This window comes from Kitasatospora sp. GP30 (assembly GCF_029892145.1).
Taxonomy (GTDB): Bacteria; Actinomycetota; Actinomycetes; order Streptomycetales; family Streptomycetaceae; genus Kitasatospora; species Kitasatospora acidiphila.
Window position 1 is genome coordinate 404,260 of the sequence record NZ_JARZAH010000003.1, and the last position, 18,778, is coordinate 423,037.

Below are 18,778 nucleotides of genomic sequence, written 5' to 3' on the forward strand. Positions count from 1 at the left end.
AGACCTAGCCAACCCCTCCGGCTGGCCGCTCGTTCGGGTTAATGCGCCCCGAAAGGGCGTCAGAATGCGCTCGGAGCGGCATCCATGCCAATGACAGTGTGTCAGTCGGCAGTGTGCCGTGCGTCACGCTGGGCGGGGCGCGGACATGTGACGTGCGCCACCCGGGCATACCGCAGCCAGCGGTGCGCCGACTCCCGAGGGAGCGTCAGCTCCCCTCGACATCAGGGAAGTTGAGGCTATATGCAGGTCTGGCCGGGGCAGCCGTACCCCCTTGGTGCCACCTACGACGGGGTGGGCACCAACTTCGCTGTGTTCTCCGAGAGCGCCGATCGCATCGAGTTGTGCCTGCTGCAGCCCGACGGCTCCGAGGAGATCGTCGAACTGCGTGAGACCGACGCGTTCGTGCGACATGCGTACCTGCCGGGCATCCAGCCCGGCCAGCGCTACGGGTTCCGGGTGCACGGTCCCTACGACCCGGCGCGCGGTCATCGCCACAACGGTGCCAAGCTGCTGCTCGATCCGTACGCCAAGGCGATGAGCGGGACCATCGACTGGGACGAGTCGGTCTACGGCTACCACTTCGGCGCGCCCGACCGTCGCAACGACCTGGACTCGGGCCCGCACACCATGCACTCGGTGGTCATCAACCCCTACTTCGACTGGGGCAACGACCGTCCGCCGCGCACCGACTACCACCGGTCGGTGATCTACGAGGCGCACGTCAAGGGGCTGACCCAGCTGCATCCCGGCATCCCCGAGGACATCCGCGGCAGTTACGCGGCGCTGGCGCACCCGGCGCTGATCGAGCACCTGTGCAAACTGGGCATCACCGCGATCGAGTTGATGCCGGTGCACCAGTTCGTCCGCGACCACCGGCTGCGCGACCTGGGGCTGTCCAACTACTGGGGCTACAACACCATCGGCTTCTTCGCCCCGCACGGCTCCTTCTGCTCGGCCGGTGATCGCGGCCAGCAGGTGCAGGAGTTCAAGTCGATGGTCAAGTCGCTGCACGCGGCCGGGATCGAGGTGATCCTCGACGTGGTCTACAACCACACCGCCGAGGGCAACCACCTGGGCCCGACGCTGTCGATGCGCGGCCTGGACAACACCTCGTACTACCGGCTGGCCGCCGACCGCCGGTACTACATGGACACCACCGGCACCGGCAACAGCCTGCTGATGCGCTCGCCGCACGTGCTGCAGCTCATCATGGACTCGCTGCGGTACTGGGTCACCGAGATGCACGTCGACGGGTTCCGGTTCGACCTCGCGGCCACCCTGGCACGGCAGTTCCACGAGGTGGACCGGCTGTCCTCGTTCTTCGACCTGGTCCAGCAGGACCCGGTGGTCTCCCAGGTGAAGCTGATCGCCGAGCCCTGGGACGTCGGCGAGGGCGGCTACCAGGTGGGCAACTTCCCGCCGCTGTGGACGGAGTGGAACGGCAAGTACCGGGACACCGTGCGCGACCTGTGGCGCGGGGAGAACGCCACGCTCGCCGAGTTCGGTTCCCGGCTGACCGGCTCCTCCGACCTCTACCAGCACGACGGCCGGCGGCCCATCGCCTCCATCAACTTCGTTACCTGCCACGACGGTTTCACGCTGCACGACCTGGTCTCGTACAACGACAAGCACAACGAGGCCAACGGCGAGCAGAATCGGGACGGCGAATCGTTCAACCGCTCCTGGAACTGCGGCGTCGAGGGCCCCACCGGCGATCCGGCCGTCAACGAGCTGCGCAACCGCCAGCAGCGCAACTTCATCGCCACCCTGCTGCTCTCCCAGGGCGTGCCGATGCTCTCGCACGGCGACGAGTTGGCCCGCACCCAGCTGGGCAACAACAACGCCTACTGCCAGGACAACGAGCTCTCCTGGGTGCACTGGCCGCACGACTGCCCGCTGCTGGAGTTCACCCAGGGCATGGTCTGGCTGCGCCGCAACCACCCGGTCTTCCGCCGCCGCCGGTTCTTCCGCGGCCGGCCGGTGGCCAGCGCGAACGACGCGCTCACCGACATCGCCTGGTTCACCCCGGGCGGCGAGGAGATGACCGAGCGGGACTGGTCCACCAGCTACGCCAAGTCGCTGACGGTCTTCCTGAACGGTGCGGCGATCTCCGAACCGGACCGGCGCGGCGGGCGGATCACCGACGACTCGTTCCTGCTGCTGTTCAACGCGCACTACGAGTCGCTGAAATTCACCGTTCCCCGGGATCTCGGTGAACTGTGGCAAGTCGTGGTCGACACCACGCTTGCGACACTCCCGACTCCGGGGACCGGGGTTCGGTTCAACGCCGGCGAGGAGATCAAGCTGACCGACCGCTCCTTGCTGGTGCTTCAACGACCGGTCAAGCGACGTCATTGAACCCGGTCGGGCGAAACCGGTCGTGCCGCACCTGCCGACCGGGTAGCAATGGGTTGTGATCTCACCACCAACTGCTAGCTACCGGCTGCAGCTCCAACCCTCGTTCACGCTTGCGGATGCCGCCGCCGCCGTCCCGTACCTGGCCGGGCTCGGCGTGTCCCATCTGCACCTCTCCCCGCTGCTGGAGGCCGCCCCGGGGTCGACCCACGGCTACGACACGGTCGACCACACCCGGATCAGCGAGCAGCTCGGCGGCGAGCGCGCCCTGCGCGCGCTCGCCGCCACCGCCCGGCAGCACGGTCTCAAGCTGATCGCCGACATCGTGCCCAACCACATGGCGGTACCGGTCCCCGAATCCCTCAACTCCCCGCTCTGGCACGTGTTGCGGCACGGCCCCCGGTCGCCGTACGCGCGCTGGTTCGACATCGACTGGGCGGCGCACAACGGCCGGATCCTGCTGCCGGTGCTGGGCGACCGGCTCGGCGCGGTGCTGGACCAGCTGAAGGTCGACGGGGACACCCTGCGCTACTACGACCACGTCTTCCCGCTGCGGCCGGGCACCGAGCACCTGCCGCTGACCGAGCTACTGAACCGCCAGCACTACCGGCTGGCCTGGTGGAAGCTGGCCGACAGCCAGCTCAACTACCGCCGCTTCTTCACCATCAACACCCTGATCGCGCTGCGCGTCGAGGACCCCGAGGTCTTCCAGGCCACCCACGCGGTACTGCTGCGGCTGCACTCCGAGGGCGTGATCGACGGCTTCCGGGTGGACCACCCGGACGGCCTGGCCGACCCTCGCGGGTACCTGGCCAGGCTGGCAGAGGGCAGCAACGGCGCCTACACCGTGGTGGAGAAGATCCTCAGCGGCCTGGAGCACCTCCCGCCGGACTGGGCCTGCGCGGGCACCACCGGCTATGACGCACTGCGTCACATCGACGGCGTACTGACCGACCGCGCGGGCGTCGCCCGACTCGCCGAGTGCTACGCCCAGTACACCGACGTGCACACCACCGCGGCCGAGGCGGGCCGCCTGGGCCGAGCCGAAATGACGGTGGCGCACGGCGAGTTGGCCGCCGAGATCAACCGTCTGGTGCGGCTCGCCGATCGGATCGGCACCGAGGAACCGGAGTTGGCCGACCACACGCCGCTCGCGGTGCGCACCGCGCTGTGCGACCTGTTCACCCACTACACCGTCTACCGGCCCTACCCGTTCCCCGCCGAGCGGACCATAACGGTGCCGGAGACCACGAAGCAGTTCGTCGAACTGCTCACCCAGGGCCACTTGGGTTCCAGCCCTGCCAAGGACGAGTTCCGCACCCGGTTCGCCCAGACCGCCTCGGCGGTGGCCGCCAAGGGCGTGGAGGACACCGCCTTCTACCGCTACCACCCGCTGCTCAGCCTCAACGAGGTCGGTGGCGACCCGGCCCACCCCGGCCTGGACCCGGCCGATTTCCACTGCTGGGCCAAGTGGATGGAGCAGCACTGGCCGCACACCATGACGGTGCTCTCCACCCATGACACCAAGCGCAGCGCCGACGCCCGCTGCCGGCTCGCCGTGCTCTCCGAGCTGCCCGACCGCTGGGCGGCGGAGTGCGCCGCCTGGTCCGAGCTGGCCGGCGGGCTGCCCGACCGCAACGCCGAATGGCTGCTCTGGCAGACCCTGGTGGCGGCCTGGCCGATCGAGCCGGACCGGCTGGTCGGCGTGCTGCTGAAGTCGCTGCGCGAGGCCAAGCAGGCCACCAACTGGCGCTCCCCGGACGCCGATTACGAGGCCGCCGTCACCGGCTACGCCCGCTCCGTTCTGGCCTCGCCCGAACTCGTCAGCCGGATCGGCGAGTTCGTCGCGTTCCTGGAGCCGTTCGCGCAGTCCAACTCGCTGTCGGCGGCGCTGCTGCACCTGACCATGCCGGGGGTTCCGGACCTCTACCAGGGTTCGGAGCTGCCGCTGCACACCCTGGTCGACCCGGACAACCGGGCGCCCGTGGTGTTCGACCGGCCGGAGTCGGGGCTGTCGGAGTCGGGCGTCTCGGAGTCGGGGGTCTCGGAGCCGGGGCTGTCGGACTTCGCCCGCCGCAAGTTGGCGCTGACCCGCACGGCACTGCACCTTCCCAGACCGCTCGGCCCGTACCGACCGGTGGAAGCCGACCCGCACCTGGTGGTGTACCAGCGCGGGTCCAACCTGACGATCGTCGCCCCGCGACTTCCGTACACCCTCGCCCAGCGCGTCACTCCGGTTACGCTCGATCTGCCGGGGCAGTGGCGCGATCTGTTGACGGACCGTCCGTTCACCGGCGAGGTCACCGCCGCCGCCCTGCTCATCCAGGAGTAACCGTGGAATACCAGGTCTGGGTCCCGTCCGCGGGCCGCGTCGACGTCGAGGTCGACGGCACCGCCCATCCACTGGCCCGCGGCGAGGGCGGCTGGTGGCGCGGCGAGGCCCCGGCCGGGCTCGACTACGGGTTCCGGCTGGACGGCGGGCGGGCGCTGCCCGATCCGCGGTCGGCCCGCCAGCCGTACGGCCCCGACGGGTTGAGCCGGCTGGTGGACCACGGCGCCTACCGGTGGTCGGCGTCCACCTGGCGGGGGCGGCCACTGGCCGGTGCGGTGGTGTACGAGCTGCATGTCGGCACCTTCACCGAGGAGGGCACCTTCGCGGCGGCGGAGCAGCGGCTGCGGCATCTGGTCGAACTGGGCGTGGATTTCGTCGAATTGCTGCCGGTCTGCCCGTTCCCCGGGCGGAGCGGGTGGGGCTACGACGGGGTCGCGCCGTGGGCGGTGCACGAGCCGTACGGCGGGCCGGACGGGCTGAAGCACTTCGTGGACGCGGCCCACGGGCTGGGGCTCGGGGTGATCCTGGACGTGGTGCACAACCACCTGGGGCCGAGCGGCAACTACCTCCCCGCGTACGGCCCGTACTTCACCGAGCGGCACCAGACGCCGTGGGGTTCGGCGGTGAACCTGGACGCGCCGGGGTCGGACGAGGTGCGCGCCTATCTGCGGGAGAGCGCGCTCACCTGGCTGCGCGACTACCGGATCGACGGGCTGCGGCTGGACGCGGTGCACGCGCTGGTGGACGACCGGGCGGTGCACTTCCTGGAGGAACTGTCGACGGCTGTCGATGCGTTGGCGGGGTCGGTGGGGCGGCCGCTGTTCCTGATCGGCGAGTCCGATCTCAACAACCCCCGGCACACCTCGCCCCGGCAGGCCGGCGGCTACGGCCTCACCGCGCAGTGGAGCGACGACTTCCACCATGCGCTGCACGCGGCGGCGAGCGGTGAATCGCAGGGGTACTACGCCGACTTCGGGCGGGCGCCGATGGCCGCGCTGGCACGAGTGCTCACCCGGGGCTGGTTCCACGACGGGACGTGGTCGTCGTTCCGTGGGCGGCACCACGGGCGACCGTTCCCGGTGGCGTACGGGCAGCGGCTGCTCGGTTACGCGCAGACCCATGACCAGGTGGGGAACCGGGCGATCGGAGACCGGCTGCTTCCTCGCCAACTGGCCCTGACCGCGCCGCTGGTGTTCACCTCGCCGTTCACACCGATGCTGTTCATGGGTGAGGAGTGGGGGGCGAGCACGCCGTGGCAGTACTTCACCGACCACACCGACCCCGGGTTGGCGGAGGCCGTCCGGCAGGGGCGGCGGCGGGAGTTCGAGGCGTACGGCTGGACTGCGGAGGAGGTCCCCGATCCGCAGGACCCGGCCACCGTGCGGGCCTCGGTCCTGGACTGGAGCGAGACCCGGACCGGGGTCCATGCCGAACTGCTCCAGTGGTACCGGGAGTTGATCCGGCTGCGGAAGTCCACGCCGGAGTTGACCGACCCGGACCTGAGCCGGGTGCGGGTCGACTTCGACGAGGAGGCCGGCCGGCTCACCGTGCACCGGGGGCGGTTCCGGATCGCGGTCAACTTCGGCGAGAAGTCGGTGGACCTACCGGAGGGCGAGGTGGTGCTCAGCTGGGGCGAGGTGTCCAGGAGTTGGCTCGGGCCGCGCTCCTGCGTCATCACCTCGACTGCTGCTTCGGCTGCTGCTTCGTAGTGAACGTGAGGATCTGCTCGCGGATCCCGGCGGCGTCCAGGCCGTAGGCGTGCAGGTGCTCGTCCATGCTGCCGTAGTGGCGGTGCTCGGCCTTCGGCACACCCAGGCCGAGCACCCGGTGCGGCAGATCGGCAAGCGCCTGGTGCACCTCGTTGTTGGAGGTGCCGGCCAGGTAGGGCTCGACGATGACGACGTCGGTGTGCCCGGTGGCGCGGAGGGCCGCCGCGTCGAACGGGCGGACGGTGCTGGCGTAGAGCACGGTGACGTCCAGGTCGGCGGTCGCGGCGAGCACGGCGTCCAGCATCGGCCCGACGGCGATGACGGTGGCCCTGGTTCCCCGGCGCATGGTCAGGAACCGGCCGGGCTCCACGTGGTGCGCGTCCTGGTTGCTGTGGTTCGACAGGCGCACGTAGACGTTGCGGTCGCCGTCGGCCACGGCGTGACGGAGCAGGACCTCGGCCTCGTCCGGGTGGCCGGGAACGTGGATCGTCCAGTCCGGGAGGGTGTCGAGGAGGGCGACGTCACCGGGTGACATGTGGGTACGGCCGCCGGCCGGCCAGTCATAGGAGCCCAGGGCGCTGACCAGGACGGCTCCCACGCCTTGGTGGGTCAGGTCCAACTTGATCTGCTCGAAGGGCCGTTCGACCAGGAAGCTGGCGAAGGTGTGCGCGATCGGCCGCATCCCGGTGAGCGCCAGCCCGCCGGCCACCCCGATCAGCAGCTGCTCGCGGATGCCGACGTTGAGCACGCGGTCGGGGTGGGCCTGCTGGGCCTGGCCGAAGGAGGCGGCGCTGATGTCGGCCAACACCAGGGCGGTTCGGGGGTCTTCGGTGAGCAGTTCGGTGGTGACGGTGATGAAGCGCTCGCGCATGGTGTCCATTTCTTTCCTTCTCCTCTTTGCTAGTTCTTCGGCTCGACCTGGGCGATGACGGCGTGCGGCCGCCCGGCGTGCGGTGTGGTGTAAGCGGCGTACAGAGCTTGGTGATCGTGGCCGTCGACGGTCGCCGTTGACCACCCGTGGGCCGCGAACCGGGCCGCGATGCCGCCCGACCAGGCATGGCTGGCCGAGGAGTTGTCGATGACGATGGTGTGCAGCCGGTCCAGGCCGAGCGCGCCGGCGTAGGCGAGCGCCTCGTGGTTGGAGCCCTCGTCGAACTCGGCGTCACCGATCAGGGTCCAGACGGCGGCCCGGTTGCCCTGGGCCCGGAGGCCGAGCGCGGTGCCGACGGCGAGCGGCAACCCGTGCCCGAGCGAGCCGGACCCGATCTCGGCAGCCGGGATCAGCACCCGGTCCGGGTGGTGGCCGAGCGGCGAGTCATACCCACCGAAGTCGTTGAGCCACTCCTCGGGCATCAGGCCCTTGGCGGCGAGCACGGCGTAGTAGGCCATCGGGCCGTGGCCCTTGGAGAGGAGGAAGCGGTCACGGTCGGGGTCGCCGGGGGTGCCGCTCAGCACCCGGTCATAGAGCACCCAGAGCGCGTCCAGGGTGGAGGTGGCCGCCGGGCCGTGCTTCTCGGCGCCGGTCATACGTCCCATCAGGCGGGGGAGATCCGCGTACGTCGTGGTCATGGCTGTAACTCTGCAACCTCAAGCCGACTTGAGGTCAAGCAGTAAGATCACTTCTATGACCGTCCCCCCTCGCGACCGCCTCACCATCGGCGAACTCGCCGCCCGCAGCGGCATCGCCCACTCCGCGCTGCGCTACTACGAGGAACTCGGCCTGATCCACGCCGAACGCACGGCGGGGGGCCGCCGCCACTACGCCCGGCAGACCCTCAGGCGGCTCGCCTTCATCAAGGCCGCCCAGACGGTGGGCCTGTCACTGGAGGAGGCCCGCGACGCCATGGCCGACCTCCCAGCGGACCGCTCCCCCACCCTCGCGGAGTGGCGCCCAGTGGCGACGGCCTGGCAGGCCCGCATCGACGAGCAGATCGCCGATCTCCAGCGCCTCCGGAACCACCTGACGGGCTGCGTGGGCTGCGGCTGCCTGTCGCTCGGGCGGTGCGCGCTCTACAACCCGCACGATATCCAGGGGGAGCAAGGCCCGGGGGCGCGACGGCTGCTGCCCAAGCGGGAGCGGGTCAGCTGACACAGCCAACCTTCACCCACACGCGCTTCCCTCCACCCTTCTGCGGCTCGAACCCCCACTCCACAGCCAACACCTCCACCAGGAGCAGCCCCCGCCCGGACTCCTGGCTGCCGTCAACCTGACGCGGAATCGGCTTCTGCTCGCTCTCATCCTCGACTGCGAGATGCAGGAACTCACCCTCCACGCTGAACGCATAGCCGATCCGCTGCCCGGCCGCCTGCATACCGTGCTCCAGCGCGTTGGTCACCAACTCACTCACCAACAGCTCCCCGTCCTCCAGGAACCGCCCACCCCCATCGACCCTGGCGAGCAACTCCCGCAACGCCCGGCGCGCGAGAAGCGGAGCGCGCCCACTGCACGGCAGCCACCCCTCTGCGGTCTGCGGGTCCCGGGCGGGCTGGGTAAGGGCTTCAGACATGGTGGTGCTCCCTAACAGTTGTGCAGATGAAGGGATTTGGGCTCGGGCATACCCCCGAGAAGACATGGATGAGGGCAAAGGAATGCCCGACGACGGATCATCATCATTACGGAGACGATCCATGCGACTACCCTTTGCAGTCTGCCCCCGACGTGGTGCAGGATGCAAGCGAAACGCTTGCAACGATGCAACTGGCCGCCGGCTCTGTCCCGCACCCACGGTCAACGGGCAGACTGGCTTTCAGAGAGGGAGGACCGGTGCCAGAGGAATCACGACCCACGGTGCGAAGCCGCCGCCTGGGCGCAGAACTTCGGCGCGTGCGCGAAGCAGCCAAGAAGTCCACCGAGGACGCGGCTGGTGCGCTCAAGTGTTCCCGCGCCAAGATCAGCCGTATCGAGACCGGGGCCTCCGGCATCCGCAGGCTGGACCTCGGGCTGCTGCTCGACCTCTACGGGGTCTCCGAGCAAAAAACCCGCGACAACCTCGAAGAGTTGGCCCGCGAAAGCAAGAAGCGCGGCTGGTGGCACGACTACGAGGACACGATCCCTCCGATCTACGCGGACTACTTGGACCTCGAACGGGACGCTCGGTACATCCGGACATGGCAGCCGCTGGTCATCCCAGGCCTATTGCAAACCGAGAGCTACGCCCACGCATTGCTCGAAGCCAACCCCGCCGCCGTGCGCCCCGAACGGATCGATCAACTCGTCAAGATCCGCATGGAGCGGAAGGAAGTGCTTCGGGCCGACAACCCGGCCCGGTTCTGCGCGATCATCTGGGAGCCGGCCCTTCGATGCCCGGTAGGCGGTCCCGAGGTACTTCGGTCCCAGCTCGGCTACCTTGCCGACGCGGTCCAGCATCCGAATATCACCCTCCAGGTGATGCCGCTCAGTGGCGGCGCGACCGCCGGTGCATGCGGCGGGTTCGTGATGATCGGCTTCACCGACTCAGCGTTGCCCGGCGCAGTGTTTCTGGAAAACCTGACCAGCAGTCACTATCTCGAACAGCCAGCAGAACTCAACGGCTACAGCCTGGTCTTCGACCACCTTCGCTCATCGGCACTCGATCCGGCGCAGTCGCTCGATATGATCACCGCCATCGCGGCAGAAGTTTGAGAAGTCGAACAGACACGAGGTGTCCACGCATGACTGCTCCGGAGATCGACACGCGAGGCTGGCACAAGAGCAGCTACAGCGCCCAGGCCAACGAGTGCGTCGAGGTGGGACATACCGTCTCCGGCGCCATGGCCGTCCGCGACTCCAAGGACCCCCACGGCCCCGCCCTCGTTTTTCCCGGCGGTGCCTGGCAGGCCTTCATCATCAAGTTCCAGGCGCACGACGCTATCTGAGCAGTCGGCACCACCTCGCTCACGTCTGGTGCCCAACCAGTGCGTCGAGATCGGCCCCCTGCCACTGCGTAGGGCGGCCCACGGCCGCTGGAGCGCCATGCTGACAGGGCGCCTTCGATCACCCCCAGCCGCCAAGCCACGAGCCGATCTATGCGAGAACGCGACTAGCGGCACGATCACCCTTGTCCGCGATCTTCACGGTCCGTAACGTATCGCGCACACCCTACAAAGGAGGCGCTGTGGAGCTGACCATGATTGCCGGTGGCCCGTGTGGCAACTCTGGGAATGGAGAAGACTGCGACTCGGGCGACTGCCCGACGATCTATGTGACTGATCGGGGCACGCTCGCCGTTCAGGGCTACGACATTGACCGTGCCACCCCGGCTGGCGAGTCCGTGGTGGAGATTCCGCAGTCTGTACTGAAGGAGGCCGCGCGTGCTCTTGGATGGTGAGGAATGGCAGCGCCACTTCCGTGAGTTCGAGCGAACCGCCTGGCGGCTGGAGGTTCAACCCACGTACACCATGCCAGCCGAGACGGAGAGCCTGGCACGGTTCCTCCGTGGTGAGCCCAAGCCGTCCAACCACAACGCGCCTTGGCACGTGACCGTGCGAGCTGCCGTGGCCGCCGGCAGGAGCTTCGGTCGGGTCCGAGTAATCCGCAAGCCGCTGACCAACTACCAGCGATATCAGCTCGCTTGGGGAATTCCCGGCAACGTGGCGGCCGGCGAGGACATCCGAATCCTCGACCTGACAGACCGGGAGATCGACCTCCCTAACCAGGACTTCTGGATGTTCGACGAATCCACCGTCGTGCACCTGAACTATCGTCCCGACGGCACGCAAATCGACCGAACCTTGATCGAGCGTCCGGACCTGGCCATGTATCGCCGCTGGCAGGATACCGCCCTGGCTGAGGCCGTACCCTTCGCAGAGTGGAACAGTGCTAGAACCTGAGCACCAAGGGAAGCAGCGGAAAGATCTGGCGGAGGCCCTCAGGGGCCTCCGCCTGGCTGCTAATCTGTCCGGAGAGCGTCTCGCCGTCCGCTGCGCCATGAGCCAGTCAAAAATTAGTCGGATAGAGAATGGAAAGACTCTTCCGAGCGTCATCGATGTGGAGAGAATTCTTGCGGCACTGAACGTCCCCACCGAGGTCGCACAAGAACTTCTCGAACTCGCGAGGGTAGCCAACGTCGATTACACCGCCTGGCGGACGTATGCTCGACTGGGCCTTTACCAGAAGCAGGCCGAGCTGAGAGCCCTCGAGCAGTCATCCCAGGTGATGCGCCACTTCCTGCCCGCGATCCCCACAGGACTGCTGCACGTGCGGGAGTACGCGATGGCGACGCTGACGCCCTCAGTGCGAAGCGCCCCGGCCAGGAACATTGGCAGGGTGGTTCAAGCGCGAATGGACCGACAGGCCATTTTGGATGATCCGTCGCGTCAGTTCGTCTTTCTCATGACGGAGCAGGCTGTCCGATGGCGTCGCGCGCCGGCCTGTGTGATGGCCGCACAAGCCGAACATATGGCCGATGTCTCCGAGAAGCCCAATATCGAGATCGGGGTTATTCCCCAAGGAGTTGCCGTTCGTGGCACGCCCATGAATATCTTCGTCATCTATGACGACCGACTGGTCACCGTTGAGCTTTTCTCTGGAGAGGTCGTGCTGCGCGACCCGCAGGATGTCAATCATCATATCGACCTGTTCGACCTTTTCATGAGCAGCGCCCTTACCGGCGCGGCTGCCTCCGCGTTTCTCCGGGATCGCGCCGACGAGTTCATGCGAGAACTCGACTAACCGCCACCTCTGGCCTCCATCGGTCTTAGCGTGGTTTCCCGTCATAAAAAGCGGGGCGAGTGGCCGCCAACCAGACGGCTCGCGAGCAGAGCGGAGAACACCGCATGAAAACTGCTGACCTTCTCAGGTCGCCGAACACCGTGCTGGCCAATGCTGTTGACGATGCGTTGGACGTGCTTCGGCCCCGGATCTTGGAAGCTGGAGCGGATCGGATCGAGTTCGCCGTTGGCACGCAGATCAACGGACGACCGCACATCGGCACGCATCTGGTGCAGAGCCTGTCGTTCCTGATCGCCGAGCGAGCCCGCGACGAGTTCGGCATCGACGCCGCAGTCGCCTTCACCGCGCTCGACAACGCCCCGGCACGAACCATCACATCCGAGGGCCGCAAGAACCAGCTGACGTACCATCACCAGCTGGCCGGCGATGGCATCCGCGCCCTGGTGACCGAGTACTACACACCGCTGCTCGACACGATGACCCACCGGACCGGCGTCGAGTACACCCTCGCCACGTACACCGAGCAGCAGGCAAGCCCGGATTTCCGCGCCGAGTTCCTCCGCACGCTGGAATACCTGGACGAGATCCGCTACTGGCTCGCTCCGGCCAGCGGCACCGCGCACATCCGCCTACCGTGCCCCGACTGCGGGTGGGCCGAGAAGTACGCCGACCGTACGCGGCTGCTGGAACTCGACGGCTCGGGCGCGCTGTTCGAGGCGATGTGCCACGAGCACGGGCGCTACGAGGCGGACATCACTCCGCTCGGTGGCGGCTACCTGGACCTGGCGACGCTGTACCGCAACGTGGTCAAGGAACGCTCCTACCCGCCCGATGACGGCACGCTGCACGTCATGGTCAAGGGCGGCGACTGGGCGTTCGGCTGCCAACTCGTGGACGGCGCACACGTTTCGATTGGCATCCCGTCGCGCTCGCTGCCGTTGCGCATCTTCACCCCGCAAGTCCTCGGCAGCGACGGCGGAAAGCTATCCAAGAGCCTCCTTCGCGACGCCGCCAGTCACGGGCCCGCTGCGGACCTCGGCCACTCAGGCTGGCTGCTCGACCCCACGACGTGGCCCGGCACGCAAGCGGACTACCTGGCAGCGCTCTCGGGGCTCGGCGAGTTGATGCTCAGCAACCCCAGGCACTTCTACCGGTCCTACACCACCACCGCATTGGAAACCCTCATGACCACCCGCCAACCGGCCAAGCACCAGCCCCAGACGCACGGCCGCCCCCGCAACATCCAGATCTACAAGCAGTACTTCGACCTGATCGCCTCCGGCGAGAAGACCGTCGAGGTGCGCGTCGCCTACGACTCCATGAAGCGGATCCGCGTCGGCGACCTGCTCAACTTCACCTGCCGAGGCGAGGAATGCCTGACCCGGGTCACCCGGATCGGCCACTACCGCACCTTCAAGGAGATGTTCGACACCGAAGACCCCAAGGCCGTCAACCCCCACGCCACCGAAGCCGAGCAACTGCGCGCCATTCAGGCGATCTTCCCACCCCACAAGGAAGCCCTCGGCGTCATCACCTTCGAGATCACGAACGTGAACACCGATGAGTAGCACCCGCCGCAGAGTTCTCGTGATCTGCAAAGGCAACCACTGCCGCTCCCCCATCGCCGCCCTCATCATCGCCGAGCGATCGGGCGGCACCCTCGACGTCCGCTCCGCCGGACTCCGCAACTGGCACGTCGGCAAACCCGCACACCCGCTGATGATCGAGGCGGCCGCCGCCCTCGGCTACGACCTCACCCACCACCGGGGCACCATCCTCGACGAGGGACTCATCGCGTGGGCCGACGACTTGATCGCCGTGGACCAGGAAACCGCCCAAGCCGTGCAAGACCTGGCCGGGCCCAACCGACCGGTCCGCATCCTCTCCCCGGGCATCACCGACCCCTGGGGTGGCGACCCCGACGACTTCACCAACACCATCATGGAGATTCAGAAGACGGTCGCACTGCTCTATGCGGCCTGACGGCATGACAGTCCCCGCCGAGTCCCAGCCAACGTCCTACACGCCCGCCTCCGCAACGGCCCAACCCACGCCGGCGCCAAGGAGCCAGACCCACCGGACGCACCGCCGTCTCTCGCGCGGGGAAAAGTCGGCCCCGTCGACGTTCCACCCGTGTACGAGGCAGCGGTGGACCAGACCAAGAAGAAGGATGACCCACGTGCAAAACTCCCCTCCCCCGAACGCCACCTGGGACAACTTGCTCCAGTCCGGAACCAGTCCCGTGCAGCAGAGCTTCCTGGAGCTGGCCAAGAACACCCGCGACTACGTCGGCTATAGCCCGGATGTCGTCTGGGGCGACCTCCAGACCCCGGAGTACGCCGCCGCCATGCTGCGACTCGTCGTCGACTTCCACGAGATCCCCGACGACATCGAGGCCGGCGTCGCCGCCCGGACCGCCCGAGCCCAGTACATCGGTCGGGAAGGACGCACCTACCACGTGCTCCTGGGCGAACAGGCCCTGCTGACCAACATCGGCGGCGCCGACGTCATGCGCGGCCAGCTGCGGCGGCTGCTCGACGCCACCACCCTGCCGGGGCTCACCCTGGGGATCATCCCGGCCCGCGCCCGGCTCCTGATCTATCCGGCCGAGGGCTTCTCTTTCTTCGACGACTGCCGCATCGAAGTCGAGGGCTTCCGCGGTTCCGAGACGATCGCGGAGCCGGCCAGGCTGGCGGTGTTCCGCAAGGCGTTCGGCCTGCTCAAGTCCTCGGCCGTGTACGGCCAGCAGGCGCGCGAGCTCATCGCGGCGACAATGGCGGCGACGTGATGCTGCGCAGATGGGCCTGACACCCGGACCGGTGCCCGGTTCCGTGGTGCCGCAGTGGTGTGAAGGGCTCAACGTCGGTGTGCTGGCGCCGGATTATCAGCGGCTCGTGAAGGCGCTGACTGGTGGGAGCCGGGCGGGTGGGGAGGTGAGGGACTGTCGGCAACTCGCGGTGGCACTCGGGCTGGAGCCGGTTCCGGCGAAGGTGGAAGGGGTGCGGTCGAAGGCGAAGCGGCTGGTCGCGCGGGGCTGGCTGGCGGAGGAGAAGCCGGGCATGTTCAGTGTGGCCGGCGGGCGAGTCGGCGGCTCATGACCATGCTCATCGACCATCGGATCATCGCCTCCGAGGTGTCGGTGCGGCCCTCGTAGTCGCGGGCGAGGCGGCGTGAGCGCATCAGCCACGCGAACGTCCGCTGGCAATCACACTCAGGTGAAGCCGAGTTGGCGCCAGCCGGTGCGAGGGCATAGAACAGCGACAACAGCGCCTCCTGGTGTGCTCAAGGTCTCGACAATCCCGAGCTGCACCAGAGGCCCTGTCTTCATGCACGGACAGACCGAAGATCGCCCGACCGAGCCGCCGCATTCGAACCCATGCTCACCAAGACCGGTACGACAGCGGCTTCTCAGAGTCATGGAGCCGGATCGATTCCTGGCTGGCGACGCACTCGGCTTCCGACCTCGCCTTGCTCAACCCACCGGCGACACCAGAGGAGATTCGGGCCGCGGAACGGATCCTCGGCATCCCGTTACCCGGTGATCTCGCCGAGTCTCTGCGATGCCCGATCCGCTGACGTCGACGAGCTCTTCGAGGGGCCGCAGCCTGGTGCGAGGCAAAGGATGGCAGGGGCGGCTGCAATCAGGGCGGCGTGGGGCACGAGCATCTCCAAAAGGGGCACGAGCACCTCCAAAAGAGGATTGACGGCTCGCCAGGTGCGAGAGCAGCGAGCATTCTCTCTTGAGATGATCTTGAAGCCTTGATTCGCAGACCGGGGTCGCGGTGAGCGGATCAATAGAGGCGGCTTCGGCTGAACCCCTCGCCGGGGTTCGCCGAGGCGCTCGACGCGCGGCTCGCTCCCGGGCACTGCGCCGCACCGTCCGTCCTCGCCCAGCCGTGATCAACATCCAGGAGTACCACGTGAGTCAGACCAGCACCCTGTCCCCCGACGACTGTCAGGAGGACATCGCCCCGGACCGTCGGCCCTGGCTGGTGCGCCGAGGGCTGCTCCTCGAGTCCGGCCCCCAGCGCAGACTGGCTCTCGGAGGCTTCATCAACCAGCTCGGCACCGCGGCCTTCCTGGCAACGGCGCCGCTGTACGCTCTGCGGGTGGTCGGCCTGCCGATCGAGCAGGTCGGCCTCGGCCTCGGGGTCGCGGGAGTGGTCGGCCTGCTCGCCGGCCCGCCCGTCGGGCACCTCGCCGACCGCCGCGGCCCTCACGGCGTCTTCCTGGTCACCCTGTTGATCCAGACCGTTTCCATGCTGTCGCTGCTGTTCGCCCACTCGTTCGTGGTGTTCATGGTGTCCATGGCGGTGACCGACCTGGCCGGTGCCTCGGGGGGCGCGGCGCGCGGCCCGATGATCCGCCGGTTCGGCGGTGACGAGGTGCCGAAGTTCCGCTCCTACCTGCGCTCGACCGCCTTCCTGGCAAGTACCTTCGGCGCGCTGGCCGCCGGTGTGGTGATCCAGCTCGACTCCGGCTCCGCCTACCGCGCGCTCATCGTCGCCAACGCCTTGACCTTCATCGGCTGCGCGGCCGTCATGCTCGGGGTGCCCAAGCTGGAACCGCTGCCCTCCTCGACCGAGTCGGACCGGTGGCTCGCGCTCAGGGACAAGCCGTACATGGCGTTCGTCGTACTGGACGGCATCCTGTGGATCCAGGGCGAGGTGGTGACCTACGCCCTGCCGCTGTGGGTGGTCCTGCACACCCATGCACCGCGCTGGTTCACCGGCATCGCGCTCGCCGTCAACACCATGATGGTGGTCATCCTTCAGATCCGGACCAGCCGCGGGATCAAGGGTGGCCAGGTCGCCGGCCGGGCCACCCGGCGCGCCGGGCTGGCGTTCCTGGTCGGCATGGCGGTCATCGCGATGGCCTCGGGCCTGCCGGGCTGGGCCGCCGCGGCGATCATGACGGTCGGCGTCGCCATCCACACCGTGGGTTCGCTGTGGCACGCGGCCGGGTCGATGGAGCTGCGGTTCCGGCTGGCCCCCGCGCACGCGCAGGGACAGTACTCCGGCGTGTTCGGTATCGGCATGGGCCTCTGCTACACCATCGCTCCGGGCTTGCTCGGCCTGCTCTGCCTGAGCTGGGGCGTCCCCGGCTGGCTGGTCATGGGCGGCGTCTTCGTCGCGGCCGGCCTGGCCATGCCGTTCGTGGTCCGGTGGGCCGGACAGTCCCGGGAACTCAGCGCCTGAGCGGGCGGACCGGGGCCCCGGCCAGTCCTCCGGACGGTCCGGGCTCCCTTTGAGCAGACCCCGAGCTGCACCAGAGGCCCTGTCTTCATGCACGGACAGACCGAAGATCACCCGACCGAGCCACCGTATTCGAACGCATACTCAGCAAGATCGGTACGACAACGGCTTCTCAGCGGCGGGTGGTCGGGATTGGCGCAGCCAGGTCGTTGGGCCAGGTGAACGCAAGCTCCGCGCCAGGCGTCAGGGCACACCATCGCTCGGCCAGCGTCCTCAAGGTCTCCGCCGCCGCGGCGAGGGTGGCTGCCGTGTAGGGGAAGGGACGCTCCTCCACGGTCCCCCACCCGTCCCTCGCCTCACGGAACAGCTCAACTCCGGAGCCCTCGACGGCCTTGTGGACCACCCCGCTGAGCACCTCGGCGAGGGTGATCGAGCCGGCGTTGCCCTTGATGATGCGGCGCTGCGTGCCGCAGCGTCGTGTCGTGGCGTGCTGGTCAGCAGGTGCATCGAGGAGAACACGGCTCCGGCGGCGATGCAGCCGAAGACGCCTGCACCCAGCCGGAGTTCGCGTTCGGTTGCAGCATGGGCCAGGTCGTGGGGCACGCGGTGCCTGCGGGAGTATGAGCGCATTTCCAGGGCCACGCCGTCGCGGCGGCGGATGACGGTACGGCAGCTACCGTCGCCGGTGGGTGAGAAGACGAGCTCCACGCTTCCTTCGTACGGACGCTCGCCAGTGATCGCCCTTCGTTTCTCGGAGGGGTGCTCGAATTCAGTCGCGGCACCTCAGCCGGCCGCCTACCGTCACCCCATGATGCTGCTCTCCGTCAACATCGGCAGGCCACGGCCCAATCCGTGGAAGCGCCCCAGCACAACGGGCATCGACAAGCGACCTGTTCAGGGCCCGGTCGCCGTCCAGGCACCCGGCCCCAAGGGCACAGGGGAAGTCGGCCTCGCCGGCGATCGGGCGTACGACGTGCGAAACCACGGCGGCGCCGACCAGGCCTTCTACGCCTACGCCCGTGAGGATCTCGACGACTGGGAAGCCGAGTTGGGACGGCCACTACCCAACGGCACGTTCGGGGAGAACCTCACCACTATGGGGATTGACGTCAACACCAGCCTGATCGGCGAACGTTGGCAGATCGGGTCGGACGTCGTCCTGGAGGTGTCCTGCCCGCGGATCCCCTGCTCGACCTTCCAGGGCTGGCTGGACCGCGACGGTTGGCTCAAGCAGTTCACCGCCGCCGCCCGCCCCGGCCCGTATCTGCGCGTACTCCACCCTGGCGAGATCCGGGCGGGCGACCGCATCGCCGTCGTCCACCGGCCCGACCATGACGTAACGGTGGAACTCACCTTCCGCGCCCTGACCCTGGAGCCCGACCTGCTGCCGCGGCTGCTGCCCGCCGAGGCGCTCCCGCTGGAGGCGAAGGAGCTGGCCGCCCGGCGCTCCGCCTGACTGAACCGATCGTCTCAGAATGCCCTTCTGGGCCGTCAGAGGCAGCTGATCGAGCAGGCGCGCTCCAGTTGGCCCTGGCGA

At 68.1% G+C, this 18,778-nt stretch carries 19 protein-coding genes and 1 pseudogene; 15 read left to right on the forward strand and 5 right to left on the reverse strand.

What is annotated here, in order from left to right:
* Positions 1-240: 240 nt before the first annotated feature.
* Genes glgX through treZ form a run of 3 tightly spaced genes read left to right on the forward strand, consistent with a single transcriptional unit; the run spans position 241 to position 6,396 of the window.
* Positions 241-2,358 carry a glycogen debranching protein GlgX gene (glgX, locus tag P3T35_RS07740; RefSeq protein WP_101379818.1) on the forward strand — a complete coding sequence of 706 codons (2,118 nt, stop codon included), beginning with the start codon at positions 241-243 and terminating at the stop codon, positions 2,356-2,358.
* A 55-nt stretch (positions 2,359-2,413) separates the two neighbouring features.
* Positions 2,414-4,687, forward strand: coding sequence for a malto-oligosyltrehalose synthase (treY, locus tag P3T35_RS07745; protein ID WP_280704747.1), 2,274 nt, complete (start codon positions 2,414-2,416; stop codon positions 4,685-4,687).
* 2 nt (positions 4,688-4,689) lie between these two features.
* A complete protein-coding gene (gene treZ, locus P3T35_RS07750) occupies positions 4,690-6,396 on the forward strand; it encodes a malto-oligosyltrehalose trehalohydrolase (RefSeq protein WP_101379819.1) in 1,707 nt (568 codons plus the stop codon).
* On the opposite strand, the gene P3T35_RS07755 is transcribed toward treZ, so the two are convergent.
* Both P3T35_RS07755 and P3T35_RS07760 read right to left on the reverse strand, forming a co-directional pair.
* Positions 6,362-7,276, reverse strand: a complete 915-nt coding sequence (locus P3T35_RS07755; protein ID WP_101379820.1) for a transketolase C-terminal domain-containing protein — start codon at positions 7,274-7,276, stop codon at positions 6,362-6,364. The genes treZ and P3T35_RS07755 overlap by 35 nt on opposite strands.
* Before the next feature lie 20 nt (positions 7,277-7,296).
* Positions 7,297-7,965, reverse strand: a complete 669-nt coding sequence (locus P3T35_RS07760; protein ID WP_101379821.1) for a transketolase — start codon at positions 7,963-7,965, stop codon at positions 7,297-7,299.
* 55 nt (positions 7,966-8,020) lie between these two features.
* On the opposite strand from P3T35_RS07760, the gene soxR reads away from it, so the two are divergent.
* Positions 8,021-8,485 carry a redox-sensitive transcriptional activator SoxR gene (gene soxR, locus P3T35_RS07765; RefSeq protein ID WP_101379822.1) on the forward strand — a complete coding sequence of 155 codons (465 nt, stop codon included), beginning with the start codon at positions 8,021-8,023 and terminating at the stop codon, positions 8,483-8,485.
* Here soxR and P3T35_RS07770 read toward each other — a convergent pair.
* Positions 8,478-8,903, reverse strand: coding sequence for an ATP-binding protein (locus P3T35_RS07770; protein ID WP_101379823.1), 426 nt, complete (start codon positions 8,901-8,903; stop codon positions 8,478-8,480). The two genes, soxR and P3T35_RS07770, sit on opposite strands and share 8 nt — an antisense overlap.
* A 185-nt stretch (positions 8,904-9,088) precedes the next feature.
* Here P3T35_RS07770 and P3T35_RS07775 point away from each other — a divergent pair, with 185 nt between their 5' ends.
* The 9 genes from P3T35_RS07775 to P3T35_RS07815 all read left to right on the forward strand — a co-directional run bounded on the left by P3T35_RS07775 (position 9,089) and on the right by P3T35_RS07815 (position 15,144).
* The gene (locus tag P3T35_RS07775) at positions 9,089-10,018 is read left to right on the forward strand and encodes a helix-turn-helix transcriptional regulator (RefSeq protein WP_280704786.1); all 930 of its coding nucleotides are present in this window, start codon (positions 9,089-9,091) and stop codon (positions 10,016-10,018) included.
* A gap of 29 nt (positions 10,019-10,047) precedes the next feature.
* Positions 10,048-10,251 carry a DUF397 domain-containing protein gene (locus P3T35_RS07780; RefSeq protein WP_101379825.1) on the forward strand — a complete coding sequence of 68 codons (204 nt, stop codon included), beginning with the start codon at positions 10,048-10,050 and terminating at the stop codon, positions 10,249-10,251.
* A gap of 251 nt (positions 10,252-10,502) precedes the next feature.
* On the forward strand, positions 10,503-10,703 hold the full coding sequence (locus tag P3T35_RS07785) for a hypothetical protein (protein WP_101384943.1): 201 nt from the start codon (positions 10,503-10,505) through the stop codon (positions 10,701-10,703).
* Positions 10,687-11,205: a DUF6879 family protein gene (locus P3T35_RS07790; protein ID WP_101379826.1), complete on the forward strand. Its 519-nt coding sequence runs from the start codon at positions 10,687-10,689 to the stop codon at positions 11,203-11,205. The genes P3T35_RS07785 and P3T35_RS07790 overlap by 17 nt, the downstream gene beginning before the upstream one ends.
* The gene (locus P3T35_RS07795) at positions 11,192-12,046 is read left to right on the forward strand and encodes a helix-turn-helix transcriptional regulator (RefSeq protein WP_101379827.1); all 855 of its coding nucleotides are present in this window, start codon (positions 11,192-11,194) and stop codon (positions 12,044-12,046) included. The genes P3T35_RS07790 and P3T35_RS07795 overlap by 14 nt, the downstream gene beginning before the upstream one ends.
* 59 nt (positions 12,047-12,105) lie before the next feature.
* Positions 12,106-13,614, forward strand: coding sequence for an ASCH domain-containing protein (locus P3T35_RS07800; protein WP_218976661.1), 1,509 nt, complete (start codon positions 12,106-12,108; stop codon positions 13,612-13,614).
* On the forward strand, positions 13,607-14,029 hold the full coding sequence (locus P3T35_RS07805) for a low molecular weight phosphatase family protein (RefSeq protein ID WP_101379828.1): 423 nt from the start codon (positions 13,607-13,609) through the stop codon (positions 14,027-14,029). Before P3T35_RS07800 ends, P3T35_RS07805 begins: the two co-directional genes overlap by 8 nt.
* A 187-nt stretch (positions 14,030-14,216) precedes the next feature.
* A complete protein-coding gene (locus tag P3T35_RS07810) occupies positions 14,217-14,834 on the forward strand; it encodes a DUF5753 domain-containing protein (protein WP_143676783.1) in 618 nt (205 codons plus the stop codon).
* Between the two features lie 10 nt (positions 14,835-14,844).
* Positions 14,845-15,144: a hypothetical protein gene (locus P3T35_RS07815; protein WP_348533402.1), complete on the forward strand. Its 300-nt coding sequence runs from the start codon at positions 14,845-14,847 to the stop codon at positions 15,142-15,144.
* On the opposite strand, the pseudogene P3T35_RS40390 reads toward P3T35_RS07815, so the two are convergent.
* Positions 15,110-15,247: pseudogene (locus P3T35_RS40390) on the reverse strand (IS5/IS1182 family transposase); the annotation flags it as partial. The gene P3T35_RS07815 and the pseudogene P3T35_RS40390 sit on opposite strands and share 35 nt — an antisense overlap.
* 719 nt (positions 15,248-15,966) lie before the next feature.
* Between P3T35_RS40390 and P3T35_RS07820 the strand changes: the two are divergent.
* The gene (locus P3T35_RS07820; protein WP_280704753.1) at positions 15,967-17,244 is read left to right on the forward strand and encodes an MFS transporter; all 1,278 of its coding nucleotides are present in this window, start codon (positions 15,967-15,969) and stop codon (positions 17,242-17,244) included.
* 169 nt (positions 17,245-17,413) lie between these two features.
* On the opposite strand, the gene P3T35_RS07825 is transcribed toward P3T35_RS07820, so the two are convergent.
* Positions 17,414-17,656 carry a hypothetical protein gene (locus P3T35_RS07825; protein WP_101379832.1) on the reverse strand — a complete coding sequence of 81 codons (243 nt, stop codon included), beginning with the start codon at positions 17,654-17,656 and terminating at the stop codon, positions 17,414-17,416.
* Between the two features lie 393 nt (positions 17,657-18,049).
* Between P3T35_RS07825 and P3T35_RS07830 the strand changes: the two genes are divergently transcribed.
* The gene (locus P3T35_RS07830) at positions 18,050-18,697 is read left to right on the forward strand and encodes an MOSC domain-containing protein (RefSeq protein WP_101379833.1); all 648 of its coding nucleotides are present in this window, start codon (positions 18,050-18,052) and stop codon (positions 18,695-18,697) included.
* Positions 18,698-18,778 lie beyond the last annotated feature (81 nt).

Coding starts and splice junctions, on each gene's coding strand:
- P3T35_RS07760 (WP_101379821.1), bottom strand. CDS start 7,965: ATGACCACGACGTACGCGGATCTCCCCCGCCTGATGGGACGTATGACC.
- P3T35_RS07770 (WP_101379823.1), bottom strand. CDS start 8,903: ATGTCTGAAGCCCTTACCCAGCCCGCCCGGGACCCGCAGACCGCAGAG.
- P3T35_RS07810 (WP_143676783.1), top strand. CDS start 14,217: ATGACCCACGTGCAAAACTCCCCTCCCCCGAACGCCACCTGGGACAAC.
- P3T35_RS07780 (WP_101379825.1), top strand. CDS start 10,048: ATGACTGCTCCGGAGATCGACACGCGAGGCTGGCACAAGAGCAGCTAC.
- P3T35_RS07775 (WP_280704786.1), top strand. CDS start 9,089: ATGCAACTGGCCGCCGGCTCTGTCCCGCACCCACGGTCAACGGGCAGA.
- glgX (WP_101379818.1), top strand. CDS start 241: ATGCAGGTCTGGCCGGGGCAGCCGTACCCCCTTGGTGCCACCTACGAC.
- P3T35_RS07815 (WP_348533402.1), top strand. CDS start 14,845: ATGGGCCTGACACCCGGACCGGTGCCCGGTTCCGTGGTGCCGCAGTGG.
- P3T35_RS07805 (WP_101379828.1), top strand. CDS start 13,607: ATGAGTAGCACCCGCCGCAGAGTTCTCGTGATCTGCAAAGGCAACCAC.
- P3T35_RS07785 (WP_101384943.1), top strand. CDS start 10,503: ATGATTGCCGGTGGCCCGTGTGGCAACTCTGGGAATGGAGAAGACTGC.
- P3T35_RS07755 (WP_101379820.1), bottom strand. CDS start 7,276: ATGGACACCATGCGCGAGCGCTTCATCACCGTCACCACCGAACTGCTC.
- P3T35_RS07830 (WP_101379833.1), top strand. CDS start 18,050: ATGATGCTGCTCTCCGTCAACATCGGCAGGCCACGGCCCAATCCGTGG.
- soxR (WP_101379822.1), top strand. CDS start 8,021: ATGACCGTCCCCCCTCGCGACCGCCTCACCATCGGCGAACTCGCCGCC.